A 26,557-nucleotide genomic window follows, 5' to 3' on the forward strand; every position below is an offset into this window, starting at 1 on the left:
TTAGCCCTCCTTGGCGGGGGTAGGTGCGGACTGGCCGCTGTCCTTGAGGGCTTTGGTCACCTCAGGCGGCATGTATTTCTCATCGTGCTTGGCCAGCACTTCATCGGCCACCACCACGCCGTCGGCGTTGAGCTTGCCCAGGGCGACGATGCCCTGGCCTTCGCGGAACAGGTCCGGGAGGATGCCGCGATAAGTGATGGTCACGGCCTTGTTGAAATCGGTAACCACGAAGGTGACGTCGAGGGAATCGCCGGAACGCTTCAGCGAGCCCTTCTCCACCATGCCGCCGGCGCGGATGCGCGTGTCCAGCGGCGCTTCGCCGTTGGCGATCTGGGTCGGGGTGTAGAACAGGTTGATGTTCTCCCGCAGGGCGCTCATCGCCAGGCCCACGGCAATACTGACACCGGCCAGGATGGCAAGGATGATCAACAGACGCTTTCTACGCAGCGGATTCACTTTTCGGTCTCCCGGCGCAGACGACGCGCCTCTTGTTGCAGGTAACGCTTGCGGGCCAGGATCGGCGCGGCGACGTTGAGGGCCAGCACGGCCAGGCAGATGCCATAGGCCGTCCAGACATACAGGCCGTGGTGGCCCATGGCGAGAAAATCACTGAAAGAAGCAAAACTCATCCGCGCGCTCCCAGGCAGCTTTGCACTTCGGCCTTGACCCAGCTGGCACGGGCTTCACGCTTGAGCACTTCGAGGCGCATGCGCATCAGCAGCACGGCGCCGAAGAAGCAGTAGAACCCCAGCACCATCAGCAACAACGGTGCCCACATTTCCACGGGCATCGCCGGTTTTTCGGTGAGGGTGAAGGTGGCGCCCTGGTGCAGGGTGTTCCACCACTCCACCGAGTACTTGATGATCGGGATGTTGATCACGCCGACAATCGCCAGCACCGCGCAGGCCTTGGCGGCGCTGTCACGATTGCTGATCGCGTTGCCCAGGGCAATAAGACCGAAGTACAGGAACAGCAGGATCAGCATCGACGTTAGTCGCGCATCCCACACCCACCACGAGCCCCAGGTGGGTTTGCCCCAGATCGCGCCGGTGACCAGCGCCACGGCGGTCATCCACGCCCCGATGGGCGCGGCGCATTGCAGGGCGACGTCCGCGAGTTTCATCTTCCACACCAGGCCGACGACGCCGCACACCGCCAGCATCACGTAGCAGGACTGGGCCAGCATCGCGGCGGGCACGTGGATGTAGATGATGCGAAAGCTGTTGCCTTGCTGGTAGTCCGGCGGTGCGAAGGCCAGGCCCCAGACCAGGCCGATGCCGATCAGCAACACGGCGGCGATGCTGAACCAAGGCAGCAGTCTGCCACTGATGCCGTAGAACCATTTGGGCGAGCCGAGCTTGTGAAACCAGGTCCAGTTCATTGCTGTTTCCATCACGGTTGCTTCTTGTCTTGGCAAGAAGCGTAGGGTCTTTACTGACTATGCGTATACCGCCCAGTCAGACCTCATTATTCACCGACGCTGATCTTCAGGCCGGCGGCTATAGCAAAGGGTGTCAGGGTTACCGCCAGGGCGGTCAGGCTGCCAAGCCACAGGAGGTAACCGGTCGCCGGCATGCCCATGAGCGCGGCTTGCAATGCGCCGCTGCCCAGGATCAGTACCGGGATGTACAAGGGCAGAATCAACAGGGCCAGTAACAGGCCACCCCGTTTCAAGCCGACGGTCAACGCGGCACCCACCGCCCCCAACAGGCTGAGTACCGGGGTGCCGAGCAGCAGGCTCAGCAACAGGATCGGCAGGCATTCGCCGGGCAATCCGAGCATCATCGCCAGCAGTGGCGAGAGCAAGACTAGCGCCAGGCCGGAAAAAGCCCAGTGTGCCAGTACCTTGGCCAGGACCAGAAGTGGCAGGGGGTGCGACGAAAGGACCCACTGTTCGAGGGAACCGTCTTCGAAATCACTGCGAAACAGCCCGTCCAGCGAGAGCAGGACGGACAAAAGGGCCGCGACCCACACCAGTCCCGGAGACAAGGTTTGCAACAGTTTAGTCTCCGGGCCGACCGCCAACGGGAACAATGCGATCACGATGGCGAAGAACACCAGCGGGTTGGCCAGTTCGGCCGGGCGACGGCACAGCAAGCGGGCTTCGCGGGCGACCAACAGGGCAAACACACTCATACCGACCACCGCCCCAGGTCGAGGTCGCGGTAACCGACGGGCATGCGCGCCAGGGTGTGGTGGGTGGTGAGCACCACCTGGCCGCCCTGCTCGCAGTGCTGCGCCAGGTGCTGTTCCAATTGGGTGACGCCTTGTTTGTCGAGGGCGGTGAAGGGTTCGTCGAGAATCCACAGCGGCGGGCCAGGCAGGTACAGGCGCGCCAGGGCCACGCGGCGCTGCTGGCCGGCGGACAGGGTGTGGCAGGGCACGTCTTCGAACCCCTTGAGGCCGACGGCGGCCAAGGCCTGCCAGATGGCGTCGCGGGTCGCAGGATGATGCAGGGCGCTGAGCCAGCTGAGGTTTTCTTCGGCGGTAAGCACGTCCTTGATGCCGGCGGCGTGGCCGATCCAGATCAGGTTGCGTGCCAGTTCGGTGCGTTGTTCGTCGAGGGGCCTGCCGTTGAGTCGAACTTCACCGGCCGTGGGCTGCATCAGGCCGGCCAGCAGGCGCAGCAAACTGGTCTTGCCGCTGCCGTTGGGGCCGCTGATCTGCACCATGTCGCCGCCCGCCACACGCAGGTCGAGGTGCTCGAACAGCAGGCGCAGGTCGCGTTCACAGGAGAGCGCTACGGCTTCAAGAAGAGGGCTGGTCAAGAGATCGCGGGCCTTTACGGTTCAAGTCGGCGGTGCAGCGGCCGTTATAGAAAGAAGCACAATAACGGCTTTGGCGACCGATTTTAGAGAGCTGGATCAAATAGTTGTGAGGTTTTTACCGCTCTCTTTGCAGACGGGCGGCATTATACATGCGATGCCCTACGCTAAAGAGGGCTATTTCCCAGAGACGATGCGCACGATGACCGGCGAGATCAACCTTCCTACGCTTCCTCCCACCCCGGCAGCCGGGCAAAGCCCTGCGCCTGCGCCCGGGGCGCTGCTGAAACTGCTGGAGCCGCAGACCGGGCTGATCGAACCGGGCAAAACCGTGAATGCCGAGGTGCTCGCCCTGAAACAAGGCGGTGAGGCGTTTCAGCTGTTGCTCAAGCTGACCCTTGAAGGCGGCCGCCAGACGCTGGTGCAAGCCAGCAGCCCACAACCCTTGCCGTTGGGCAGCAATGTGGCCGTGAGCCAGACGCCCGCAGGCAACCTGGCCATCAGCCTGCAACAAGCCCTGAGCGCCAACGTTGCCGCCCTCACCCGTATCGATACGGCCAAGATGCCGGAAGGCACCCTGCTGCAGGCCAAGGTGCTGACCACCCAGGCCCTCCCCCAAGGCACCGCGCAGCCGGCGATCTACCGTTCGTTGGTGAGCGTACTCAATAGCGCCATGGCCGGTGCGACGCTGACACTGGAAAGCCCGCAACCGTTGCGCGTGGGCAGCTTGCTCAGCGCCGTGGTACAGAACGCGCAAACCCTGAATTTTGTGCCGTTGAGCGGGCTCAAGGATCAACTGGCCGTCACCCAGCAATTGTCGACCCAGCAAAGTCGCCAGGGCTCCCTGGATGCGGTGTTCACGGCATTGCAAAATCTGCCCCGCGGCGACAGCACCTCCTCCGACCTGCGCGCTGCCGCCGACCGTTTGCTGGCGGCCTTGCCCGACCTGGCACAGGTGAGCAACCCCAAAGTGCTGGCCCAGGTTATCCAGAACAGCGGCGCCTTTCTTGAAGCCAAGCTACTCGCCGGGCAAAACCCGCAGGTGCCGCCGCTGGATATGAAGGGCGCGCTGCTGCGCCTGGTCGCCGACCTGCTGCCTGCCTTGCCCGCGAGCACCAACCTGAATGCCATTCTTGCCGCCAACACTCTGGCCCAGGTGCTGCCCAACTTCGTGCGCAGCCCATTGGGCACCCTCGGCCAGGTCGGCGCACGGCAGGCGCCGGTCAGCTTCCCACTGCCGGAGCGGCTGATGGCGAAACTGGAGGGCGAAGGCGACCTGGAAAACCTGCTGCGCCTGGCCGCCGGGGCCATTTCCCGCTTGCAGAGCCACCAGCTGTCGAGCCTGGAGCAAACCGGCACCACCGCCGATGGCCGCCTGCAAACCACCTGGCAGTTGGAGATCCCCATGCGCACCCTGCAGGACATCGTGCCGTTGCAGGTCAAGTTCCAGCGCGAAGAGCCGGCGCCGGACAAGGACCAGCCCGAACGCAAGGATTCCAAGGAGCCCAAACAGATGCTCTGGCGCGTCGAACTGGCCTTCGACATGGAGCCCCTGGGGCCGTTGCAGGTCCAGGCGCAGCTGACCCAGGGCAAGCTGTCCAGCCAACTGTGGGCAACCCGACCTTTCACTGCCAGCCTGATCGAAAGCCATTTGGGCAGCCTGCGCGAGCGCCTGGTGTCGTCGGGGCTCAATGTCGGCGACCTGGACTGCCACCTCGGCACCCCGCCACGCGGGCCGAAAACCGGACTGGAACAACGCTGGGTGGATGAAACCGCATGAACAACGCCAACCCGCCACGCCAGGCGATTGCCCTCAAGTACGACGGCCAACAGGCACCGACCCTGACCGCCAAGGGCGACGATGCCCTGGCCGAAGCCATCCTCAAGTTGGCGCGGGAAAATGAAGTGCCGATCTATGAAAATGCCGAGCTGGTGAAGCTGCTGGCACGCATGGAACTGGGCGACAGTATCCCGGAGGAGTTGTACCGCACCATCGCCGAGATCATTGCATTTGCCTGGACGTTGAAGGGCAAGTTCCCGGTGGGCTATGACCCGGATGCCGGGCCGGTGGAGCGGGATGTCACGGAGCGTGGCGACGATTACTGAATAGCCACGGGCATATACAGGTTCAAATGTGGGAGGGGGCTTGCCCTAAGGCTTTTTGTAGGAGCGAGCTCGCTCGCGAAAAACTCACAGGCGCCGCGTTCATTCAGGAAGCACGCGTTATCGTTGACGTTTTTCGCGAGCAAGCTCGCTCCTACAGGACGCGATGTACGCTTAACTGACTGGCATCAGGGCAAGCCCCCTTCCACATTTGGATTGGGGGTCAATTCAAGACTTCACTCAGAGGGATGAAATTGACTCGATCGCCGATGTCCAGCGTCGTCCCTTCCAACACCTCCACAAACCCCTCCGCCCACGCCGCGCTGCGCAGCACGCCGGAGCTCTGGTTGCGGTAGATGATCGCCTTGCCCTGTTCGATGCGCCCGCGCAGATACTCGCGGCGGTTGCCCGGCTTGGGCCAGGTGAACCCCACCGGCACGTCGAAACGCAGCGGCTCCACGTCTGCCACACCTTGGCGGCGCAGCAAGTAGGGGCGCGCCAACAACGCAAAGGTCACCAGGGTCGAGGCCGGATTGCCCGGCAGGCCGATCACCGGCACGCCACGGAAATGGCCAAAGGTCAGGGGTTTGCCCGGCTTGATCGCCAGCTTCCATAACGCCAGCTCACCCTCCTCGCGCAGGGCAATACCCAGGAAATCCGCCTCGCCCACCGACACACCGCCCGTGGACAAAATCAGATCAACCGCCCTCAAGCCTGCCAGGCGCGAACGGGTCTGCTCCAGGTCGTCCGGCAGGATGCCTGCGTCGATGACTTCGCAACCCATGCGCTCAAGCCAGGAACACAACACGCGGCGGTTGCTGTTGTAGATCTGGCCCGGACCGAGGGGCAAACCGGGCTCGATCAGCTCATCGCCGGTGGACAACACCGCGACACGCGGGCGGCGGATCACATCCAGCCGATCACGGCCAAGGGAAGCCGCCAGGCCCAGTTCGATCGGGCCCAGGCGCGTACCGACCGCGAGCACCAACTCACCGACGGTGGTTTCCTGGCCTTGGGGGCGGATGTTCTGGTTGAGCTGCAACGGTTCGCTGAAGCTCACGCGCTCATCGGCGTGGACCACGGCGTTTTCCTGCATTTCCACGCAGTCCGCGCCTTCCGGTACCGGCGCCCCGGTGAAGATGCGCGCACAGGTGCCGGCCGCCAGCGGCTGCGGCGCCTGGCCAGCGAAAATACGCTGGCTGACGGGCAAGGGTTCACCGGTCCAATCCGCCAGGCGCACGGCGTAACCGTCCATGGCGCTGTTGGGCCAGGGCGGCAGGTCGAGGGTGGAGACCAGATCCTGGGCCAATACACGGCCATCGCACTCGGCCAGGGGCAGCACGTGCTGCTCGCGGATCGGCGCGGCTTCGGCCATCGCCAGCAGCTGTTGCAGGGCTTGTTCTACCGGCATCAGGGCGCCGGTCTTGCCGGGCTTACCCACGGGATTCACAGGGTTCGGCCAGCTTCAGGTGCGGCACGAAGTTGCAGGGGCGATGACGGTTATCCAGTTGTTCGGCGAGGATGCCATCCCAACCGGTGCGCACGGCATTGGTGGAGCCCGGCAGGCAGCACACCAGGGTGCCGTTGGCCAGGCCGGCCAGTGCACGGGATTGCACGGTGGAGGTGCCGATGTCGGCCACGGAGATCTGGCGGAACAGTTCGCCAAAGCCGTCGACTTGTTTGTCGAGCAGGCAGCCGACCGCTTCGGGGGTGCTGTCGCGGCCGGTGAAGCCGGTGCCGCCGGTGATCAACACCACTTGCACCACGTCTTCGGCAATCCAGTGGGCGACCTGGGCGCGGATCTTGTAGAGGTCGTCCTTGAGCAGCACGCGCTCGGCCAGGTGGTGGCCGGCGGCGGTGAGGCGGTCGACGAAGACCTGGCCCGAGGTGTCGGTGTCCAGGGTGCGGGTGTCGCTGACGGTCAATACCGCGATATTCAGGGGTACGAAGGGTGCATCGGCCTTGGCTTTCATGGCACGGTCCGGTTGTCGAAGGAACGGCCCGATGTTATATCACAGGCCCCTGTTCAGCTGCCTGCGCGGAACCCACATGCCACTCGATTCAATGCCCCTGCCCTGTTCGATCCTGCTGTTGGCCGGTGGCCGCGGCCAGCGCATGGGCGGCCAGGACAAAGGCCTGCTGGACTGGCACGGCCTGCCCTTGATCGCGCACGTGCAGCGCCTGGTACGGCCACTGACCGATGACCTGATCATCTCGTGCAACCGCAACCAGGCGCAGTACGCCGCCTATGCCGACCAGTTGGTAAGCGACGACAGCCCGGACTTTCCCGGGCCGCTGGCGGGTATCCGCGCGGGACTGGCCGCCGCGCGCCATGGGCACCTGCTGATCCTGCCGTGCGATGTGCCCCATATCGACGCTCGACTCCTCGCCGACCTGCGTGAAACCGCACAACGCCATCCCTTGTTGCCGGTGATGGTGCGCCACGGTGAATTCTGGGAACCCTTGATCTGCATCATCCCCATCGGCCTGCAAGCCGAGGTAGAACAGGCCTGGCATGCCGGTGAACGCAGCCCGCGAAAGATCCTCCTGCAATTGGGCGGCGTCGGCGTGGAATGCCCAACCGATGACCCGCGCCTGGCCAACCTGAATACACCAGAGCTGTTGCGCCCAAGGTCTGACGTGTCAGAATGAACCTTCGCACAAGGAACTTTGGCGACGTCTCACACGTCACAAGGTCAGCAATCAAAAAGTATTCTCTTGGAGACAACACCCATGACTCAACGGACCATCGCCGCTCTCATGCTTGCACTGGGCCTGGCTACCCTCGCCGGTTGCGCCTCGCCGACAGTGATCACCCTGAATGACGGTCGCGAAATCCAGGCCGTCGACACCCCGAAATACAACGAAGATTCGGGTTTCTACGAATTCGAACAGCTTGATGGCAAGCGTACCCGCATCAACAAGGATCAGGTTCGCACCGTTAAAGACCTGTAAGTCTCAGCGCTTGCACACAAGGCCCGCCTCGCGCGGGCCTTGTCGTTTCCGGGGGTTACCAGTCGAGGGTGATGAGGCTGCGAAAACGGCGTTCTTCAGCGGTGACCGGGTCGATAAACCGCACGCCCTGGGCCAGCAGCTTGAGGGGATTGGCGTAATCGTCCACAGCATCCTTAATCACGTCGGGGTAGAACGGATCGTTGCAGATGCTCGCCCCCAGCGCGGTCATGTGCACGCGCAGCTGGTGCTTCTTGCCGGTCACGGGAAACAGGCCGTAGCGCCATAAGTCGCCGTTCTTTTCCCGCACCTCCACGGCTGTTTCGGTGTTGCTGGCGCCAGGGCCTTCCTGCATGCGGAAGAACGGTTCGCCATCCACCAGGCGGCTTTTGTGTACCAACGGGAATGTCAGTCCCGGTAAGGCCGGGGCAATGGCTTCGTAGAATTTATCGATCCGGCGCGTGGGAAACAGCTGCTGATAGGCCGAGCGGCTGGCCGGGTTGGCCGAGAACAACACCAGCCCGGCGGTGTGTCGGTCGATGCGGTGCAAGGGCACCAGCGCCGGGTTGTCCAAGCGGCGAATCAGGCGGCGCAGCAGGGTTTGCTCGACGTACTCGCCGGCCGGGGTCACGGGCAGGAAGTGCGGTTTGTCCGCCACCACCAGGTGCTCGTCGGCGTAGAGGATGGTTTCCTGCACCGGGATGACTTTTTCGTTGGGGACTTCACGGAAGTAATAGATGCACAGGCCTTCCTTGTAGGCCAGGTCCAGGGGGATCGGGCTGCCATTGACATCCAGCACCCGCCCGCGGGCGATGCGGTCCAGCCAGTGTTCGCGACTGATCGCCGCAAAATGTTCGCACAGGCACTCCAGCACCGTCGCCCAGGGGCCAGGTGGCAGGTACAGGGTGCTGGCTTGGTGCTGAGACGCGGAAAAAGCGGATGTGGACATGCTCGAAGCCTTGAAAAAACAGGCGGGCATTATCCCGCATCAAGCGGGATGAAACCTAGGGCGGATCTCAGGCCTTGGCCAATTCCGCGCGCAGGACCGGTGACGCACTCGCCGCCTCGGTGAACTCCTTGAGCCAGCGCAGCACGTCTACCGCTTCCCAGCGGCCGGGATCGTAAAGCGCGTACAACAGACCCTGGTAACCCACCACATCGAGCTGCTTGTGATAACCGGCGCGCTGGAACAGCGCCTCGATCTCGGCAAAGCAGGTATTGAAATGCACTTTGTTAAACGGCGTCTTGCCTTCCGTGACCAGGCCGTCGAGGCGCAGCTCGTTCACCGCGTCGCGCACGACATCGGCAGACATGCGATTGACGCTGCTTTTCAGTTGTTCAACATTCACCACGGGCGTTCCCTCTATTCAATCGCTGTACAAACATACAGTAACGTAATATTCGGAAACCCGCCATCGCATAAACGTCAGCGCAGGAAGGCGACAACCTGATCCGCATCGAAGGGCCAATCCAGTTCAGCCCCCGTGTCCACCCGCCGAAGCACCGGAATCCTTAGGCCGTAGGCGTCGGTCAGGTCGTCGGGGGTGGTGATATCAACCAGCTCGACCAGCAACCCGTGTTCGACGAGTGGCATGATTTCGGCTTCGGCAATTTCACAAAGATGGCAACCCAGGGTGCCGAACAACTGGCATTCAGGAAGCATGGCAAATGGCCCCGATCAGTAAGTAGACGAGCATTCTAAGCCTGACAAAAACCTGTGGCGAGCGGGCTTGCCACAGGTACAGCGTTCACTCTCCGGAAATCCGCCAGCCACAATAAACCCTGACCCAGATCACCATGGCCTATAACTGATTCAGCGATTCTCGCGGCTTTTTGCCCGCTCACCCTGCAACGGAGATGCTTGTGTTCGCCAACCTGCTGATCATTCTGGCCTCATCCCTGGTGGTGATTGCGCTGTTTCGCCGGCTGCAACTGCCCCCCGTGCTGGGCTACCTGTGCGTGGGCCTGGCCGTAGGGCCGACGGCCCTGGACTGGGTGAATGACAGCGAAGAGCTGCCCGACCTCGCCGAACTGGGCGTGGTGTTCCTGCTGTTTTCCCTGGGCCTGGAGTTTTCCCTGACCAGGATGCTCGCCCTGCGCCGCGTGGTGTTTGGCCTGGGCAGCTTGCAGGTGCTGGGGTGCAGCGTGCTGCTGGGGGGCCTGTTGATGGCCTTTGGCGTGGCGCCGGGCATCGCCTTGTTGCTGGGTGCGGGCTTGGCGCTGTCGTCCACGGCGATCGTCAGCAAGGAACTGACCAGCCTCGGCGAAATCTTCAGCAGCCATGGCCAGAACGCGATCGGCGTGTTGCTGTTCCAGGATGTGGTGGCGGTGTTGCTGCTGACGCTGGTGCCGGTGTTCGCCGGCAGCAGCGAACAGGCCTGGTACTGGGCGTTGCCGCTGACGCTGGGCAAAACCGTGGTGTTGTTCGTGGGCCTGTTGCTCGCCAGCCGCTGGTTACTGCCGCGCTTGTTTCATGAGGTCGCCGCTTCCCATTCGGCAGAGCTGTTTGTGCTGCTGGCGCTGGTGATCGTCTTGCTGACCGCCTGGCTCACCCACTTGCTGGGCCTCTCCCCTGCCCTCGGTGCCTTCCTGGCCGGCATGCTGCTGGGCGAAAGCCATTACCGCCATCAGATCGAAGCGGATATCCGGCCCTTTCGCGACATCCTGCTGGGGCTGTTTTTCGTCAGCATCGGCATGCTTATCGACCTGCAGTTGTTCGTCAGCCACAGTCTGTTGATCCTCGGCATGACCCTCGCGCTGATGCTGATCAAAGGCAGTGTGGTGGCCGCGCTGGTCAAGCTGCGCGGCAGCGACAGTGAAACCGCCTGGCGCAGCGGCCTGGCCCTGGCCCAGGGCGGTGAGTTCTGTTTCGCCCTGATGGCGCAGATGCAACAGAGCCGGCTGATACCCGATGAGTTCAACGGTTTGCTGCTCGCCGCCACGTTCTGTTCGATGCTGTTGACCCCACTGCTGCTGCGCGCCGCGCCGGCGATGGCGCTGCGCCTGCACCGCAAGCCCAACCAACAGGTACAACTTGAAGAAATTACCGCCCTCAATGCGCAATTACGCGGGCATGCCGTCATCTGTGGCTATGGCCGGGTCGGGCAATCCATCGGACGCTTTCTGCGCAATGAGCAACAGGCGTTTATCGCCCTGGATGACGACCCGGAACGGGTCCAGGAAGCCGCCACCGAAGACAGCAGCGTGCATTACGGTGACTGTCGCCGTGGCGCCTTGCTCAGTGCCGTGGGCCTGGAACGCGCGCGCCTGGTGGTGATTGCCGTGGACAACAGTGAGGTGGCCCTGGCAGTGCTCAAGGAAGCCCGCCATATCAACCCCGACGTGCCGATCCTGGTGCGCACCCGCGATGACAGCCAACTGGCTGAGTTGAAAGCTGCGGGCGCCAGCGAAGTGGTGCCCGAGCTGCTGGAGTCGAGCCTGATGCTCGCCTCCCACGCCTTGATCCTGCTGGGCCTGCCGGACCAACAGGTCCAGGCGCGGGTCGATGAAGTCCGGCACAACCGCTATCGCCTGCTGCACGGTTTCTACACGCACCCGAGCACCGACGAAGAGGCGCCGATCAATCCTGACTGACCGCACCGATCTTGTGGATCGACAGGTCTGCGCCGTAATACTCCTCTTCCTGGCTCAGGCGCAGCCCGTGTACGCGCTTGATCACGCCGTACACCAGCAGGCCGCCGCCGAGCGCGACGGCCACGCCGAGCCCCGTACCGATCAATTGGCTGATCAGGCTCACACCGCCCAATCCACCCAGCGCGGTCTGGCCAAAGATGCCGCAGGCAATCCCGCCCCATACACCGCACAGGCCATGCAGTGGCCACACCCCCAGCACGTCGTCGATCTTCCAGCGGTCCTGGGCCGCGATAAAGCACCACACAAACAGTCCGCCAGCGACCACGCCGGTGACCAGCGCGCCCACCGGATGCATCAGGTCGGACCCGGCGCAGATCGCCACCAGCCCGGCCAACGGACCGTTATGCAGGAAGCCGGGGTCGTTGCGACCGATCACCAGGGCGGCGACGGTGCCACCGACCATGGCCATCAGCGAGTTCACCGCCACCAGGCCGCTGACGCCGTCCAGGGTTTGCGCGCTCATCACGTTAAAACCGAACCAGCCGACAATCAGGATCCACGAGCCCAACGCCAGGAACGGAATGCTCGACGGCGCAAACGCCACCAGGCGCCCTTCGCGGTAGCGCCCATTGCGCGGGCCCAGCAGCAGCACCGCCGCCAGCGCCAGCCAGCCGCCCATGGCATGCACCACCACAGAGCCGGCAAAGTCATGGAAGCTGGCGCCGAACGTCTTGAGCAACCAGGCCTGCAAACCGAAATTGCCGTTCCACACCATGCCTTCGAAAAACGGATAGATAAACGCCACGATCAACGCAGTGGCGCACAACTGCGGAGCGAACTTTGCACGCTCCGCAATACCGCCGGAGATGATCGCCGGGATCGCTGCCGCAAACGTCAGCAGGAAGAAGAACTTCACCAGGCCATAACCATGGTCGGCGCTGATCACGGCCGCCGGTTGCATGAAGCTCACGCCGTAGGAGATCCAATAGCCTATAAAGAAATAGGCCAGCGTGGAGATGGCGAAGTCGCTGAGGATCTTCGACAGAGCGTTGACCTGGTTCTTCTGGCGCACCGTCCCGACTTCCAGAAACGCGAAGCCGGCGTGCATGGCCAGGACCATGACCGCACCGATCAGGATAAACAGGGTGTTGGAGCTGTGGACGAGGGTATCCACTGCACTTTGCAGATTTTCCATGGAGGTTGGCAGGCCTGCGTTAAAGGCAAAAAGCACCAAAGCGGTTCAAGCCAGGGGTTGCGCGCACTAAATTGGCACCACCGGCGCCGCCCCTCTTCAGAGGGCGTGAACCGCTTTAGGGCAGCGTTCAACACAACAGGCCGTTGCCGACAGGGTTTTTCCGCGAGTTTCAATTATTTAGGGTAAGGTTTTTCGAGACTTGAGCCCCGACCGCCCGGATTCAGCGCAAGCCCCAGGGCGTGCGCACCAAGGCAAAGCAAAAGCTGTACCAGACAATTGCACTGAACCTTCACCGATACCGGTGACTCGAAACCACACGTACCGATCAGCCAATCACGGAGATAACCATGGCCAGAAGAACTGCAAAGACTGCTCAAGAAATACTGATGGCGGATTTTCAAACCCTGGTCACTGACACCGAAAGGTTGCTGGACGACACCAAGGTGCTTGCGGGCGACCAGGCCGATGAGCTGCGCGCCAAGATTCATGACACGCTGCTGCAGGCCCGCGAAACCCTCAAGCAAACCGAAGACTCCCTGCGCGAACGCGGCCAGGCGGCGGTCACCGCAACCGAAGATTACGTGCAGGCCAACCCTTGGCAGTCGGTAGGCATTGCCGCCGGCGTGGGCTTTTTGATCGGCCTTCTGGCTACAAGGCGCTAAATCATGTCTATCGGCGAAAGCAGCTCGTCCACGGGCTCAACTTCACGACGCCTGGGCGCGGCCGTTCTTGGTTTGCTGCACAGCCACGTCGAACTGTTTGGCATCGAACTGCAGGAGCAGAAGGCCCGTACCGTCAGCCTGCTGCTGTTTGCCGGCCTGGCGCTGGTGTTTGCCCTGTTGTTGCTGGTGGGGTTGTCGACGCTGGTGATGATCCTGGTATGGGACACCGGCTACCGCCTGACCGGGATCATCTGCCTCTGTGTGTTCTACAGCCTGGCCGCTGCCTTCTGCGGGGTGCGCTTGAAAGCGGCGGTGTTCGATGAATCCACGCCGTTCCACGCCACCCTCGAAGAGCTGGCCAATGATCGGGAGCGCCTGCTGCCATGAGCTCGAATGAAATCCAGCAAACCTCCCGCCGGGAAATGCGCAAGGCGTTGATCCGCCTGCGCATGGAGATGCACCGCCAGGAAATTCGCCACGAGTCCCAGCAATTGATGGTGCCGTTGAACAAGGTGCGCAACATGGGCCAGAGCTTTCAGGGTGGCCTGGGCATCAAGCACGCGCCGCTGTGGGGCGTGGCCGCGGTGACGCTGATGGGGTTCTTGACCGGCAAAGGCGCCAAGGGCGGCGGTATCAGCAGCGTGACGCGCCTAGTGCGCCTCGGTGCCGGCCTGATCCCGCTGATCAAACTGGCCATGCAGGGCAATTCACGCAAAAGTTGAGCCTGCTGGCTGCATTCTTGCTAACAGAATGGCCCGGTCCTCGTTTTCGAGGACCGGGCCTTTTTTCGCCAGTGCTTTTAAGGAGGCCCCGTGATCGACGGGCAACCGCTCGCCTGCTTCCAACCGTTTATCGATACCGCCACCGGGCGCATTGCCGGCGTCGAGGCCTTGGGGCGTCTACGCCAGGCTGATGGCCGCCTGCAGTCCGTTGGCCCGCTGTTCGCCGACCCACGCACGCCAGGCGCGACCTTGCGCCGTCTCGACCGGCAGATTCGCGACAATGCCTTGAGCCGCCTGCATGAAGCCCCGGAAGACTGGTTCCTGAGCCTGAATATCTCGCCGCGCTGGATCAACCAATTGCGTCCGGGCCAGGCGCTGCCGAGCCTCAAACAGATCCACAGCCATGGCGTCGACCCGCAGCGCATCGTGTTCGAGATCACCGAACTGGGCGGCGACATCCAGCGCCTGGCCGAGGTGGTGGCGCGCTATCGCGAGGCCGGTGCGCGCATCGCCATCGATGATTTCGGTGCCGGCTATTCCCAGCTTGACCGGGTACTGGCGCTGCAGCCGGACATCCTCAAGCTGGACATGCGCCTGTTCCAGCAAGCCGCCAGGGGCGGACCGAGCAGTGACGTCGTGCGGGCGCTGGCACAGATGGCGGAAAAGACCGGCTGCTGGATCATTGCCGAAGGCGTGGAAACCGAGGCGCAGCTGAGCTTCGCCCTGGAATGCGGTTCGCGCTACGTGCAGGGCTATCTGTTTGCCCAGGCGCACTTGGACTGGTTCGCCACCGACGCCTTCGTGCCGCGCTTTGACCAACTGCGCGCGGCGTATGTCCAGCAGAAGCTGGCCGAACGCGGGCGCATCATGCAACTGCGCCAGCAATTGACCGAACTGATGAAGATCCTGCAATCCTGGGCACAGGCCCAAGCCCCGCTGGATCACTTGCCCCAACTGCCGGCCTTCCCCTGGCTGCTGCGCTTTTACCAGTGCGACCGGCATGGCACCCAGCTGACCCCCAACTTCGAATGGCGCCAGGACGCCTGGCAGGCCGACAGCCGCTACCTGGGCCACAACTGGTCATGGCGCCCGTACTTCTATCACCTGCTGGCCGAAGGTTGGGAGGAGCGTCGCCTGACGCTGTCCTCGACCTACCGCGACGCCACCACCAACCAGTACTGCCTCACCGCCGGACAATTCTTCGATAACGGTCAGCGCTTGCTGTTAATCGATATCGACGCGGCCGGGCTGTAGATTTTCGCTTGCCCCGCCAAGGCGGAACCGGGAAGCTGGGAGGGTCATTCACCGTACGGAGAGTACCCGCCTTGGATTGGCCCACCCTGCTTACCCGCGAACGCCTTGGAAAACCCCTGCACAGCCCGGAAGAACTCGGCCGCAGTCCGTTTCACAAAGACCATGACCGCATTATCTTCTCCGGCGCGTTTCGCCGCCTGGGCCGCAAGACCCAAGTGCACCCGGTGTCCAGCAACGACCATATCCATACACGCCTGACCCACTCCCTGGAAGTCAGTTGCGTAGGCCGCTCTCTCGGCATGCGCGTGGGCGAAACCCTGCGCAGCGCCCTGCCCGACTGGTGCGACCCGAGCGACCTGGGCATGGTGGTGCAATCGGCCTGCCTGGCCCATGACATCGGCAACCCGCCGTTCGGGCATTCCGGCGAAGACGCCATCCGCCACTGGTTCCAGCAGGCAGCAGGGCGCGGCTGGCTGGACGACATGAGCAGCGCCGAGCGCAATGACTTCCTCAACTTCGAAGGCAATGCCCAAGGCTTCCGGGTACTGACCCAACTGGAATACCACCAGTTCGACGGCGGCACGCGCCTGACCTACGCGACCTTGGGCACGTACCTCAAGTACCCCTGGACCGCCCGCCACGCCGACTCCCTGGGTTACAAGAAACACAAGTTCGGCTGCTACCAGAGCGAACTGCCGATCCTCGAACAGATCGCCAGCAAGCTCGGCCTGCCGCAACTCGAGGAACAACGCTGGGCTCGCCATCCCCTGGTCTATCTGATGGAGGCGGCAGACGACATCTGCTACGCCTTGATCGATCTGGAGGACGGCCTGGAGATGGACCTGCTGGAGTACACCGAAGTCGAGTCACTGCTGCTCGACCTGGTGGGCGACGACCTGCCGCAGACCTACCGGCAACTGGGCGCCCAGGACTCGCGCCGACGCAAGCTGGCGATCCTGCGCGGCAAGGCCATCGAGCACTTGACCAACGCCGCGGCGCGCGCCTTCGTCGAACAACAGGATGCCTTGCTTGCCGGCACCCTGCCCGGAGACCTGGTGGAACACATGCACGGCCCCGCCAAACGCTGCGTGCTGGATGCCAAGGACATGGCGCGCAAGAAAATCTTCCAGGACAAGCGCAAGACCCTGCACGAGATCGGTGCCTACACCACCCTGGAAATCCTGTTGAACGCCTTCTGCGGCGCGGCCCTGGAGCAGCACGGCGGACGCACGCCATCGTTCAAGAACCGGCGCGTTCTCGACCTTCTGGGCAACAACGCGCCGGACCCTGCGTGGCCGCTGCACAGGTCGTTCCTGCGGATGATCGACTTCATCGCCGGCATGACCGACAGCTATGCCACCGAGATGGCACGGGAGATGACCGGGCGCTCCAGCCCTCAATAACCTGGCTGATCACGCCGCCTGTTCACTGAACAGAATCTGCCTACGATGGGAACAGAGCGGCCTGATCGAATTCGCACAAGCACCCGAAGAATAATCGCGCACGCTCCGGGCAGGTCTGGCGAACAGTTCCTACGTGCCCCCTATCGACGCTTGACTCACCGTGTGCCTTCTATGCCCCGTTACCCCCTTCGGATCCTGTTGGTGGAGGACCATCCCTTTCAACTGCTCGCCACCCAATGCCTGCTGAGGAGCTTCGGCTTCGAGCACCTGGTCCCGGCCGAAAACGCCGAAGAGGCAATCCGTTTGATGACCCAGGCCGAAGCGCCCTTCGACATCATCCTCTGTGACCAGTGCCTGCCCGACCTGCCTGGGCTTGAATTGATTGAAATCGCCAGTCGCCAACGCTTTATCAAGACCGCCATCTTGCTCAGCGGACTTCCCGAGGCAGAACTTTCAGCGTTGCAAACCCAAGCCCACAAACGTGGCCTGCCATTGCTCGGTTACTTACCAAAGCCGTTGAATAAAGATGAGCTTGCACGTTTGACCCATACATTACTCACGTTATAAATGTAGGACTTTAAACAAATTGATCAGTCAGAAAATTCGCGCACAACAACCGTAAAGTCCCTGCCACGTTCCTTCAGCCCGCGCCTCTGCGGAGCATTGGCCTTTCGCGTTACGACTCCTTAGAGATGGGTAGGCTTTTACCTTTTTTAATGTAGGAACTTTCCTGTTTTATACCTGTTGCCACCCAAGTTCATGCTTACCCATCGGCTTCTGAGCTAATGTGCCCGCTTTATTTGTACCTGCATGGAATATGATCATGAACACAGTTTTTATTATTGATGACCATCCCGTTATAAGACTGGCCATACGAATGTTGCTGGAGCACGAAGAAAACTTCAAAGTAGTCGGCGAAACGGATAACGGATGCGACGCCATACAAATGGTCCGCGAATGCATGCCGGACCTGATCATCCTCGACATCAGCATTCCAAAACTCGATGGCCTGGAAGTGCTGTGCCGATTCAACGCCATGAACGCCTCGATGAAAACCCTGGTTCTGACGGCTCAATCCCCCACCCTGTTTGCCACGCGCTGCATGCGTTCGGGGGCCGATGGCTACGTGTGCAAGGAAGGTGACCTGAGCGAGCTGATGAGCGCCATCCGCGCCGTACTGTCCGGTTACAACTACTTCCCCAGCCAGGCCTTGACCCCCTGCGATGAAAGCGGCAAGGAACTTGAACTGTTCAAGGCCGTAAATGATCGCGAGTTGATGGTATTGCAACTTTTCGCACAGGGCCGCACCAATAAGGAAATAGCTAAAGGTATGTTCCTGAGCAACAAAACAGTAAGCACATATAAAAAGAGGCTGATGCAAAAACTTCAAGCCAAGTCCTTGGTAGAACTTATCGAGATGGCAAAACGAAACGCGCTAGTGTGAGAAACCGGATGCCCAGGCGTATAAAGGACTATTTGATTATATTGAGTGCCGGTTTGTGCTTCAGCACCGCCGTGCCTGCAACCCCTCCAGCGAGCCCAGAGCATTTCAACCTATTGAGTCGCGCGAGCTCCGTGCAGCTGGAACCCTACCTGAACAAGGCCCAACGCCAATGGCTCCAGAACAAACGCGAACTGGTACTGGGCGCGGCGTCTCCTGACTACCCGCCCTTTGACCTCACCTCCAGCGGGCGTGACTATGAGGGACTCACCGCCGACTACGCCGGCCTGCTGGCAATGGCGCTGGACGTGCCGGTAAAAGTGTTGCGCTACTCCTCCCGAGAGACCGCCATTCGTGCCCTCGAAGCAGGGGAAATCGATTTACTGGGTTCCTCCAACAGCTTTGAAGCGGCAAATCCCAACCTGACGCTGTCAGAACCGTACGCCGTGGACCGGCCGGTATTGGTGACCCGCGAAGGCGAAACCCGCAGCCTGAATGATGGGCTGGCCGGCATGCGCCTGGCACTGGTCTATCACTATCTGCCACTGCACGAAGTGGAAAGGCTATACCCCAAGGCAATCATCCGTGCCTACCCTTCTTATCAAAACGCCTTGAATGCCGTGGCTTTCGACCAGGCAGACGTCTTTCTCGGCGATACCATTTCCACCCACTACATGATCAACAAGGGTTACCTGAAAAACATCCGCATGGCGAATTTCGGCAAACATGAAGCCTATGGATTCAGCTTTGCAATGCCCCAGGACCAGCAGACACTGTTGAGCATCGTCGACGCCGTGCTGAGGGCCGTGCCCACTGCCGAACGGGAAACGATTGCCAAACGCTGGAGTGCCGGCAGCGACATCCTCCTGACCGACCAAAAGTTGCAACTGAGCCTTCGCGAAGAACGTTGGCTGAGAGAAAACCCGGTCGTCAAAGTGATCGTGAACCCCACCTTTGCGCCGCTGACCTTCTTCGACGCCGATGGCACTTTCCGCGGCATTACGGCCGACCTGCTGGAACTGATTCGCCTGCGCACCGGGTTGCGCTTCGAGATTCAGCGCGGGCGTGATGTGAACACCATGATCGAGCACGTTGAAACCGGCAAAGCGGACATCGTCGGAGCAATCATCCCCAGCGTCGAGCGAGAAGCCCAACTGAACTTCAGTCGTCCCTACCTGGAAAACTCCTACGTGATGCTGACACGCAAGGACGGCCAGGCCCCCACAGGCCTTGAGGAAATGGAGGGCAAGCGCCTGGCGATCACGCAAGGCAGCCCGCTGAAAAAATTCCTGCGTGAGCACTTCCCAAAGATTCAGCTGGTAGATACCGGCGACACGTTCAAGTCAGCCGAACTGCTGGTACAAGGCCATGTAGAGGGCGCGGTGAATACCCTGGTGGTCGCCAATTACTTCCTGTCCTCGCAGATACTCCAGGACAAGATCCAAATCAGCTTCAGTATTGGCACGATGCCGGCCACCTTCGGGCTGGCGACCTCCCGCAGCGCCACCGAACTCAGCTCGATTCTCGACAAGGCGTTGCTCAGCATCGCCCCGGACGAACTCGGCGTGATCAACAGTCGTTGGCGCGGCTATACCGCCGCCTCGGACAGTTACTGGCGCGACTATCACCAACTGATTGCGCGCATCGTTATCGGCACCGGCCTGCTGCTGCTGATTTCCCTGAGCTGGAACGCGTACATGCGCCGCCAGATCAAGCAACGGAAAATGGCCGAGCGCGCCCTCAATGATCAGTTCGAGTTCATGCGCGCCCTGGTCAATGAAACCCCGCACCCGATCTACGTACGTGACAACAAGGGGCTGCTGCAGACCTGCAACGACAGCTACCTGCAGGCGTTCGACGTCAAGCGCGAGGACGTGATAGGTAAAAGCGCGGTCCAGATCAGCACAGCCCTCGCCGTCGAGGCGGCGCAATACCATGCCGACTATCGGCGCGTGGTGGCCGAGGGCAACCCGCTGATCCTGGACCGCACCCTGCATATTCGCGGAAAAAAACTGACGATCTACCACTGGATCCTGCCGTACCGCGACTCCGTCGGTGAAGTTCAGGGCATCATCGGTGGCTGGATCGATATCAGTGAACGACGCCAGTTGTTCGACGAACTCCGCACCGCCAAGGAGCGGGCCGACGAGGCCAATCGGGCCAAAAGCACATTCCTCGCCACCATGAGCCACGAAATCCGCACGCCGATGAACGCGGTGATCGGCATGCTCGAGCTGACCCTCAAACGGGCGGACCAGGGCCACCTCGACCGCCCGGCCATTGAGGTTGCCTACAACTCGGCCAAGGATCTGCTCGAGCTTATCGGCGACATCCTGGACATCGCGCGGATTGAATCCGGTCGCCTCAGCCTGGCACCGGAACGCGTCAACCTGAGGGAGGTGATCGAGTCGGTGGTGCGTGTCTTCGACGGCCTGGCACGCCAGAAAACCCTTAGCCTGCTGCTGGAGTTCACGCCTGATCTGGAACACACCGAAGTGCTGATCGACCCGCTGCGCTTCAAGCAGGTGCTGTCCAACCTGATCAGCAACGCCATCAAGTTCACTGAACGTGGCCAGGTAAAGATCAAGGTGGAAGTATCAGCCACCGAACTGCCGCAGCAGGTCGAGATGAAACTGGTGGTGGAGGACACCGGCATCGGTATCAGCCGGGACGACCAGATGCGCCTGTTCGAACCCTTTGCCCAGGCGGACAACTCAGGACAGCTGGCCAGGAGCGGTGCGGGCCTCGGGCTGGTGATCTGTCGCAGCCTGTGCGCGATGATGGGCGGGCAACTGAGCCTGAGCAGCGTGCCCATGGTGGGCACCCAGGTGCATGTAAGCCTGAAAATGAATCGCCTGCCGGCGCTGCAGGTGGCCGAAGAGCTCAAGCCCGCCGCAACCTCGAACGTGCCGGTGCTCAATGTGCTGGTGGTGGACGATCACCCGGCGAATCGCCTGTTGATGTGCCAGCAGCTCGGCTACCTGGGTCATCAATACACCGCCGCCCAGAACGGCGCCTCCGGCTTCCAGGCCTGGCGCCAGGAGCGCTTTGACCTGGTGATCGCCGATTGCAACATGCCGATCATGAATGGCTACGAGCTGAGTCGTTCGATACGCGAATACGAGGAACGCGAACAGCTGACGCCTTGCGTGGTACTGGGTTTTACTGCCAATGCCCAGCCCGAAGAGAAACAACGCTGTGCGCAGGCAGGCATGGATGACTGCCTGTTCAAACCCATCAACCTTACGGCGCTGGAGCGGCAATTGGCGAAGATAAGTCCTCAACCCAGCGGCATGACCCTGGACATCGGCAACTTCGAGGCCCTTACCGGTGGCGATCCGCACATGAGCCGCCTCTTGCTGGAAGAGTTGCTGAGCAGCAGTCGCCAGGATCGTCAGGAACTGGTCGCACTGATCGCAGCGCAGGCCTTGCCCGAAGAGATCATCGAACAGGCTCACAAGATCAAGGGGGCCGCGCGCATCGTTCAAGCCTCTGCGCTGGCCTCGCAATGCGAAGCCGTCGAACAGGCCTGCGCCCGGGGCGATGATCGGCCCCTGATCGAAGCGGGTGTGAAATCCCTGGAGAAGCTGATGCTGGAGTTGGAGAGGATGCTGCAAGTGCGGCTTGAGGAACTGGGTGGCTGATAAGGGGCGGGTCGCGCCCCCTATTTCGATCAGCAGTCGGTCAACCGCAGGAAAATCGCCGCCAGCTGTTCGATACCGGCCTGATCCTGGGGGGTAAAGCGGGCCAACGACGGGCTATCGAGGTCAAGGACACCAATCAATGTGCCGTCCTTGACCAGTGGCACCACCAATTCGCTGTTGGACGCGCTGTCACAGGCGATATGCCCGGGGAACGCGTGCACATCGTCTACTCGCTGGGTTTGCCGCGAGGCCGCGGCCGCGCCGCACACCCCACGGCCGAACGGAATACGCACACAGGCGATCTGCCCCTGGAACGGGCCAAGCACCAGCTCTTCATTGCGGTTGAGGTAAAAGCCCGCCCAGTTCAGGTCATCCAGCTGGCTGAACAGGAAAGCCGAAAACTGGGCGCTGTTGGCGATGAAATCACGCTCATCGGCCAGCAGCGACTCCAGCTGGGCACTCAGCAGGGCATAGCCACCGAGGCCGGTGCCGGCTTGTTGTAAATCGATCATGGTTGACGCTCCAGCAATTTGAGACCCACCCAGTAACGGGCGAATTGATACGCGCAACGACCGTTGCGGTTGCCGCGCCCGGTGGCCCAGCGCACGGCGAGAATGTCGAGGTCCTCATCACGCTGCCACTGCAAACCCGCCTTGTTCGCCAGCTCACCGATCCAGTGCTCGACAACATCCAGGAAATGTTCCTGGGTGAACGGGTAGAACGACAGCCACAAGCCAAAGCGGTCGGACAAGGCAATCTTGTCTTCCACCGCCTCGCTCGGGTGCAACTCACCGTCCACGCGCTTCCAGTTATCGTTGTCGCTCTGGTTTTCCGGCACCAGGTGGCGGCGGTTGGACGTGGCATACAGCAGCACGTTTTCAGGGGCCTGTTCCAGGGAGCCATCCAGCACGCTCTTGAGCACCCGATAGTCGCCTTCGCCGGCTTCGAACGACAAGTCGTCGCAGAACAGGATGAAACGTTGCGGCAACTTGAGCAGTTGCTCAACCACCCGCGGCAGGTCGGCCAAGTGGTCACGCTCGATTTCGATCAGGCGCAGACCGGCCTTGGCGTGTTGGGCGAGCAAAGCGCGCACCATGGACGATTTACCGGTGCCCCGCGAACCCCACAGCAACGCATGGTTGGCAGGCAGGCCATCCAGGAACTGCTGGGTGTTGCGCGCCAGGGTTTCACGTTGCTTGTCCACGCCGATCAGGTCGGACAAGCGCATGTCCAGGCTCACGTCCAGCGGCAACAGGAAGCCACTGCGGCCCTCGCGCTGCCAACGGGCGGCCAGGCACTGGTTCCAGTCGATGGTTTGGCGCGGCGCGGGCAACAAGGGTTCCAGGCGGGCGAGCACGGCATCGGCTCGCTCCAGAAAGGCACTCAATCGAGAATCCACGATTATTCCTCTGGCAAGTTCTTGCAAAAGATGGCGTATTGGCAACCCTGCGACAGACCGCTTGGGGCTGCGTAAAAAACGATTCATGCCGGGCAGGCCTGGGCTTGTGGATGTTCAGCTATGCTTGCCGGGCGAAGGGAAACGTGAAGTGGTTCAACACTCAATGGATATCAAGTTCGCCCACCGCTTGTCTTATAAACAAGCCAGATTGACGGTACTGGTCGGTTTCGTCTTGGGAACCTTGCTCAGCCTGATCCAAATCGGCATTGATTATGCCAGCGAAGACGCATCCATCAACCGCGAAATACGTTCGCTGATCGAAATCAGCCATAACCCCGCGTCACGTATCGCCTACAACATCGATGCCGAACTGGCCCAGGAACTGACCCTGGGCCTGCTGCACTCCCCCGCCATCATTCGCGCGCAGTTGATCGACAACAACGGCGTGGTGCTGGCCGATGTCGACCGGCCACGCAAGGAAAGCACCTACCGGCCCATCAGTGACTTCATGTTTGGCGCCAACCGCCAGTTCGAAGACCAACTGTTCCTGAGCCACATGCCCAACGAGTCACTTGGCGTACTGCGCCTGGACGTCGACACCTACGCCTTTGGTAGCCGGTTCCTGCGCCGCGCCGAGATCACCCTGCTCAACGGGTTCGCGCGCAGCCTGCTGCTGACCGGGATTTTGCTGGGCCTGTTCTACGTCATGCTGACCCAACCGCTGGTGCGCATTATTCGTGAGCTGAGTACCCGCAAGCAGGCACGCCTGGACTGCCCGCCAGGACATGAGCACGATGAAATCGGCGTGCTGGTGGACGTCGCCAACCAGCAATTCGAAAACATGGAAACCGAAATCCAGCAGCGCCGCCACGCCGAGGATCGGCTGACTGAATACCTGGGGCAACTGGAACATATCGTGTCCGCGCGCACCCTTGAACTCAAGGCCAGCAACCAGCGGCTGACCCAGTCCAACGATGAGCTGGAAGCCGCCAAGATGCATGCATTGGGCATGGCCCAGGCCCGGGCGGCCTTCCTGGCGAACATGAGCCACGAAATCCGCACCCCGCTCAACGGCCTGCTGGGCATGATCGCACTGTCGCTGGACAGCCCGTTGAACGCCGAACAACGCCAGCAACTGTCTATCGCCCATGACTCCGGCAAAGTGCTGGTGGAACTGCTCAACGATATTCTCGACCTGTCCAAGTTCGACGCCGGCCAGTTGGAGCTGGAGCGCATCCCGTTCGACCTCGGCGCACTGGTGGAAGACACCGCCAACCTGTTATCGCAGAACGCCGCACCGAGTGTGGAACTGAGCTGCCTGATCGACCCGCAGTTCCCGGCCCAGGTGCTGGGTGACCCGACCCGTGTGCGGCAGATTGTCAGTAACTTGCTCTCCAACGCCTTGAAGTTCACCCGCTTTGGTCGGGTTGATGTGCGCCTGCGTACCCATGAGGGCGGGGTGCGCATTGAAGTCTGCGATACCGGCATCGGTATTGCGCAGGAGGCCCAAGTGAAAATCTTCCAACCGTTCACCCAGGCCGGCGCCGGCATCACTCGCCAGTATGGCGGGACGGGCCTGGGCCTGGCACTGACGCACAACCTGTGCGAAGCGATGAAGGGGTGCTTGAGTATCAGCTCGGAGGTGGGCTTTGGCAGCCAGTTCTGCGCAGACCTGCCACTGCCCGCCCATTTGCCCGCGGTCCAGCCAGCGCCTCTCAAAGGCGAGGTCATCGCCATCACCAACGCCGGCAGCGGCCTGACAGAGTTGCTCACGACCCTGCTGCCCTGCTGGGGACTGTCCCTGCGCTGTTTCACCATGGATGACGATTTGAGCGGGCAAACCCCCGATCTGCTGATTACCGACTGCCCGGAATGCCTGTTCCGCATACGGCCGGGCATTACCGCGCCCATCCTGCTGGTGACCGCCTATGGCAACTTCATGCCCAGCGAAGAAGTGGCGGCACTGGCGCCGTTGCACCAACAGGCACGCCCCTTGAGCCGCAACGCGCTGTACCAGATCCTGCAACGCAACTTGCGCACCGACGCGCACCTGGTGCTTGACCCCGTCCAACTGGATGCCGCACCGCTCGCACATCGGGCGCGCATCCTGCTGGTGGAGGACAACCCGGTCAACCAACTGGTGGCCAAGGGCATGCTCAGCAAACTGGGCTGCGAAGTGATCGTGGCCGCCCACGGTGGCGAAGCGCTCAAGTTTCTTGAAGAACAGCGCTTCGATATGGTGCTGATGGACTGCAACATGCCGGTGATGGATGGCTATGAGGCCAGCCGGCAGATTCGGCGCAGCGGGCGCTGGCCGGACCTGCCGATTGTCGCGTTGACCGCCAACGCTTTGTCCGAAGAACGCGAGCGCTGCCGTGCGGCGGGGATGAATGACTACCTGGCCAAGCCGTTCCGCCGCGAAGAACTCAATGCCCTGCTGGACTTGTGGGTGCCTGGGACGACAAGTCTTTAAGTTGCACAAGCAACTGGTCGAGACCGTCGCGCAAGGCATCGGCTTGATTCAGGTCGATGCCGCGATCACACAGCAGGCGGGTTTTCAGGCCATGGGCCTGGTCCCGCAGTTGCACACCGGCCTCGCTCAGGCTCAAGTGCACTTCACGCTCATCCCTGGCACTGCGCCGACGCGCCACTAACTCAAGCTGTTCAAGGCGCTTGAGCAGCGGCGTCAGCGTGCCCGAGTCGAGCATCAGGCGCTCCCCCAGGGCCTTGACCGTCGGCTGCAGCGCAGGCGTGGCGTGCCACTCCCACAACACCAGCATCACCACATATTGCGGGTAGGTCAGACCCAACTGGTCGAGCATCGGCTTATAGGCACGGGTGACAGCGCGTGACGCAGCGTAGAGCTTGAAACACAGCTGGCTGTCCAGGGCCAGGGACACACTGGGCAAGTCGGTCATTTGAGCAAGGCTTCGATCTCTTGGGTCAAGTCCTGCGGCTTGGTGGCAGGACCGAAGCGCTTGACCACCTGGCCGTCGCGGCCGATGAGGAACTTGGTGAAGTTCCACTTGATGCCCTTGGACCCCAGCAGCCCCGGCGCCTGTTTTTTCAGTTGCACGAACAGTGGATGGGCATCGCTGCCATTGACGTCGATCTTCTTGAACAACGGGAAGCTGACACCGAAGTTCAGCTCGCAGAATTCGGAAATCGCCCCTTCGTCACCGGGCTCCTGCTTGCCGAACTGGTTGCAAGGAAAGCCCAATACCACCAGGCCCTGGTCCTTGTACTGCTGCCAGAGTTGCTCCAGGCCCTTGTACTGCGGGGTGAAGCCGCATTTGCTGGCGGTGTTGACCACGAGGACGGCCTTGCCGGCGAAATCGGCCAAGGTCTTTTGCTCACCCTTGATGGTGGTGCAAGGGATGCTCAGCAGGTTGTTGCTCATGGCAGTGCCTCGATAAGGAAGAA

The 26,557-nt window shown here is 61.7% G+C and carries 29 protein-coding genes; 14 read left to right on the forward strand and 15 right to left on the reverse strand.

Features of this window, described 5'->3' with window-relative positions:
* The 5 genes from ccmE to ccmA form a co-directional block, all read right to left on the reverse strand.
* Complete coding sequence (ccmE, locus tag BB029_RS16200) at positions 1-456, reverse strand: cytochrome c maturation protein CcmE (protein ID WP_027607026.1); 456 nt, start codon at positions 454-456, stop codon at positions 1-3.
* Positions 453-629: a heme exporter protein CcmD gene (gene ccmD / locus BB029_RS16205; RefSeq protein WP_003172771.1), complete on the reverse strand. Its 177-nt coding sequence runs from the start codon at positions 627-629 to the stop codon at positions 453-455. Before ccmD ends, ccmE begins: the two co-directional genes overlap by 4 nt.
* The gene (locus BB029_RS16210; RefSeq protein WP_065924459.1) at positions 626-1,381 is read right to left on the reverse strand and encodes a heme ABC transporter permease; all 756 of its coding nucleotides are present in this window, start codon (positions 1,379-1,381) and stop codon (positions 626-628) included. Before BB029_RS16210 ends, ccmD begins: the two co-directional genes overlap by 4 nt.
* 86 nt (positions 1,382-1,467) lie before the next feature.
* Positions 1,468-2,136 carry a heme exporter protein CcmB gene (gene ccmB / locus BB029_RS16215; protein WP_065924458.1) on the reverse strand — a complete coding sequence of 223 codons (669 nt, stop codon included), beginning with the start codon at positions 2,134-2,136 and terminating at the stop codon, positions 1,468-1,470.
* Positions 2,133-2,768, reverse strand: a complete 636-nt coding sequence (gene ccmA / locus BB029_RS16220) for a cytochrome c biogenesis heme-transporting ATPase CcmA (RefSeq protein ID WP_065939954.1) — start codon at positions 2,766-2,768, stop codon at positions 2,133-2,135. Before ccmA ends, ccmB begins: the two co-directional genes overlap by 4 nt.
* Positions 2,769-2,967: 199 nt before the next feature.
* Here ccmA and BB029_RS16225 point away from each other — a divergent pair, with 199 nt between their 5' ends.
* On the forward strand, positions 2,968-4,545 hold the full coding sequence (locus BB029_RS16225) for a flagellar hook-length control protein FliK (protein ID WP_065939998.1): 1,578 nt from the start codon (positions 2,968-2,970) through the stop codon (positions 4,543-4,545).
* Complete coding sequence (locus BB029_RS16230) at positions 4,542-4,871, forward strand: EscU/YscU/HrcU family type III secretion system export apparatus switch protein (RefSeq protein ID WP_065939955.1); 330 nt, start codon at positions 4,542-4,544, stop codon at positions 4,869-4,871. The genes BB029_RS16225 and BB029_RS16230 overlap by 4 nt, the downstream gene beginning before the upstream one ends.
* Before the next feature lie 220 nt (positions 4,872-5,091).
* Here the strand turns inward: BB029_RS16230 and glp are convergent, their stop codons facing one another.
* Positions 5,092-6,318 carry a gephyrin-like molybdotransferase Glp gene (glp, locus tag BB029_RS16235; protein ID WP_065939956.1) on the reverse strand — a complete coding sequence of 409 codons (1,227 nt, stop codon included), beginning with the start codon at positions 6,316-6,318 and terminating at the stop codon, positions 5,092-5,094.
* Entirely contained in the window at positions 6,302-6,841 is a 540-nt protein-coding gene (gene moaB, locus BB029_RS16240; RefSeq protein ID WP_027607019.1) for a molybdenum cofactor biosynthesis protein B, read from the reverse strand. The genes glp and moaB overlap by 17 nt, the downstream gene beginning before the upstream one ends.
* A gap of 76 nt (positions 6,842-6,917) precedes the next feature.
* On the opposite strand from moaB, the gene mobA reads away from it, so the two are divergent.
* Together mobA and BB029_RS16250 are read left to right on the forward strand one after the other, a co-directional pair.
* Positions 6,918-7,520, forward strand: a complete 603-nt coding sequence (gene mobA, locus BB029_RS16245; protein ID WP_065939999.1) for a molybdenum cofactor guanylyltransferase MobA — start codon at positions 6,918-6,920, stop codon at positions 7,518-7,520.
* Between the two features lie 81 nt (positions 7,521-7,601).
* Positions 7,602-7,823 (forward strand): YgdI/YgdR family lipoprotein, encoded by a 222-nt coding sequence (locus BB029_RS16250; RefSeq protein WP_010211805.1) that lies wholly within the window; start codon positions 7,602-7,604, stop codon positions 7,821-7,823.
* 55 nt (positions 7,824-7,878) lie between these two features.
* On the opposite strand, the gene BB029_RS16255 is transcribed toward BB029_RS16250, so the two are convergent.
* The 3 genes from BB029_RS16255 to BB029_RS16265 all read right to left on the reverse strand — a co-directional run bounded on the left by BB029_RS16255 (position 7,879) and on the right by BB029_RS16265 (position 9,483).
* A complete protein-coding gene (locus BB029_RS16255) occupies positions 7,879-8,769 on the reverse strand; it encodes a pseudouridine synthase (RefSeq protein ID WP_065940000.1) in 891 nt (296 codons plus the stop codon).
* A gap of 67 nt (positions 8,770-8,836) precedes the next feature.
* Positions 8,837-9,172, reverse strand: coding sequence for a hypothetical protein (locus tag BB029_RS16260; protein ID WP_003209087.1), 336 nt, complete (start codon positions 9,170-9,172; stop codon positions 8,837-8,839).
* A gap of 74 nt (positions 9,173-9,246) precedes the next feature.
* Complete coding sequence (locus BB029_RS16265) at positions 9,247-9,483, reverse strand: glutaredoxin family protein (protein WP_065939957.1); 237 nt, start codon at positions 9,481-9,483, stop codon at positions 9,247-9,249.
* A gap of 194 nt (positions 9,484-9,677) precedes the next feature.
* Here BB029_RS16265 and BB029_RS16270 point away from each other — a divergent pair, with 194 nt between their 5' ends.
* The gene (locus BB029_RS16270) at positions 9,678-11,414 is read left to right on the forward strand and encodes a monovalent cation:proton antiporter-2 (CPA2) family protein (protein WP_256558332.1); all 1,737 of its coding nucleotides are present in this window, start codon (positions 9,678-9,680) and stop codon (positions 11,412-11,414) included.
* Here BB029_RS16270 and BB029_RS16275 read toward each other — a convergent pair.
* Positions 11,401-12,609 (reverse strand): ammonium transporter, encoded by a 1,209-nt coding sequence (locus BB029_RS16275; RefSeq protein ID WP_065940001.1) that lies wholly within the window; start codon positions 12,607-12,609, stop codon positions 11,401-11,403. The two genes, BB029_RS16270 and BB029_RS16275, sit on opposite strands and share 14 nt — an antisense overlap.
* 347 nt (positions 12,610-12,956) lie before the next feature.
* Here BB029_RS16275 and BB029_RS16280 point away from each other — a divergent pair, with 347 nt between their 5' ends.
* From BB029_RS16280 to BB029_RS16315, 8 genes are all read left to right on the forward strand, one after another.
* Positions 12,957-13,271: a YqjD family protein gene (locus BB029_RS16280; RefSeq protein ID WP_012723021.1), complete on the forward strand. Its 315-nt coding sequence runs from the start codon at positions 12,957-12,959 to the stop codon at positions 13,269-13,271.
* Between the two features lie 3 nt (positions 13,272-13,274).
* Positions 13,275-13,658 carry a phage holin family protein gene (locus tag BB029_RS16285; protein WP_065939958.1) on the forward strand — a complete coding sequence of 128 codons (384 nt, stop codon included), beginning with the start codon at positions 13,275-13,277 and terminating at the stop codon, positions 13,656-13,658.
* Positions 13,655-13,993, forward strand: a complete 339-nt coding sequence (locus BB029_RS16290) for a hypothetical protein (RefSeq protein WP_065939959.1) — start codon at positions 13,655-13,657, stop codon at positions 13,991-13,993. The genes BB029_RS16285 and BB029_RS16290 overlap by 4 nt, the downstream gene beginning before the upstream one ends.
* 90 nt (positions 13,994-14,083) lie before the next feature.
* Positions 14,084-15,247, forward strand: a complete 1,164-nt coding sequence (locus tag BB029_RS16295; protein ID WP_065939960.1) for an EAL domain-containing protein — start codon at positions 14,084-14,086, stop codon at positions 15,245-15,247.
* A 71-nt stretch (positions 15,248-15,318) separates the two neighbouring features.
* Complete coding sequence (locus BB029_RS16300) at positions 15,319-16,650, forward strand: deoxyguanosinetriphosphate triphosphohydrolase (protein ID WP_065939961.1); 1,332 nt, start codon at positions 15,319-15,321, stop codon at positions 16,648-16,650.
* Between the two features lie 171 nt (positions 16,651-16,821).
* Entirely contained in the window at positions 16,822-17,217 is a 396-nt protein-coding gene (locus BB029_RS16305) for a response regulator (RefSeq protein WP_065939962.1), read from the forward strand.
* A gap of 256 nt (positions 17,218-17,473) precedes the next feature.
* Positions 17,474-18,094 carry a response regulator transcription factor gene (locus BB029_RS16310; RefSeq protein WP_065939963.1) on the forward strand — a complete coding sequence of 207 codons (621 nt, stop codon included), beginning with the start codon at positions 17,474-17,476 and terminating at the stop codon, positions 18,092-18,094.
* Positions 18,095-18,102: 8 nt separating this feature from the next.
* The gene (locus BB029_RS16315; RefSeq protein ID WP_083236432.1) at positions 18,103-21,735 is read left to right on the forward strand and encodes a transporter substrate-binding domain-containing protein; all 3,633 of its coding nucleotides are present in this window, start codon (positions 18,103-18,105) and stop codon (positions 21,733-21,735) included.
* A gap of 29 nt (positions 21,736-21,764) precedes the next feature.
* Here the strand turns inward: BB029_RS16315 and BB029_RS16320 are convergent, their stop codons facing one another.
* Both BB029_RS16320 and BB029_RS16325 read right to left on the reverse strand, forming a co-directional pair.
* A complete protein-coding gene (locus BB029_RS16320; RefSeq protein ID WP_065924449.1) occupies positions 21,765-22,247 on the reverse strand; it encodes a GAF domain-containing protein in 483 nt (160 codons plus the stop codon).
* Positions 22,244-23,134, reverse strand: a complete 891-nt coding sequence (locus tag BB029_RS16325; RefSeq protein WP_027607006.1) for an ATP-binding protein — start codon at positions 23,132-23,134, stop codon at positions 22,244-22,246. Before BB029_RS16325 ends, BB029_RS16320 begins: the two co-directional genes overlap by 4 nt.
* 163 nt (positions 23,135-23,297) lie before the next feature.
* On the opposite strand from BB029_RS16325, the gene BB029_RS16330 reads away from it, so the two are divergent.
* Positions 23,298-25,607 carry a response regulator gene (locus BB029_RS16330; protein ID WP_065939965.1) on the forward strand — a complete coding sequence of 770 codons (2,310 nt, stop codon included), beginning with the start codon at positions 23,298-23,300 and terminating at the stop codon, positions 25,605-25,607.
* Here the strand turns inward: BB029_RS16330 and BB029_RS16335 are convergent.
* Complete coding sequence (locus BB029_RS16335) at positions 25,561-26,052, reverse strand: MarR family winged helix-turn-helix transcriptional regulator (RefSeq protein WP_065939966.1); 492 nt, start codon at positions 26,050-26,052, stop codon at positions 25,561-25,563. The genes BB029_RS16330 and BB029_RS16335 overlap by 47 nt on opposite strands.
* A complete protein-coding gene (locus BB029_RS16340; protein ID WP_027607003.1) occupies positions 26,049-26,534 on the reverse strand; it encodes a glutathione peroxidase in 486 nt (161 codons plus the stop codon). The genes BB029_RS16335 and BB029_RS16340 overlap by 4 nt, the downstream gene beginning before the upstream one ends.
* Positions 26,535-26,557: the final 23 nt, after the last annotated feature.

The organism is Pseudomonas sp. S3E12, from assembly GCF_001702295.1.
GTDB classification, from domain to species: Bacteria; Pseudomonadota; Gammaproteobacteria; order Pseudomonadales; family Pseudomonadaceae; genus Aquipseudomonas; species Aquipseudomonas marginalis.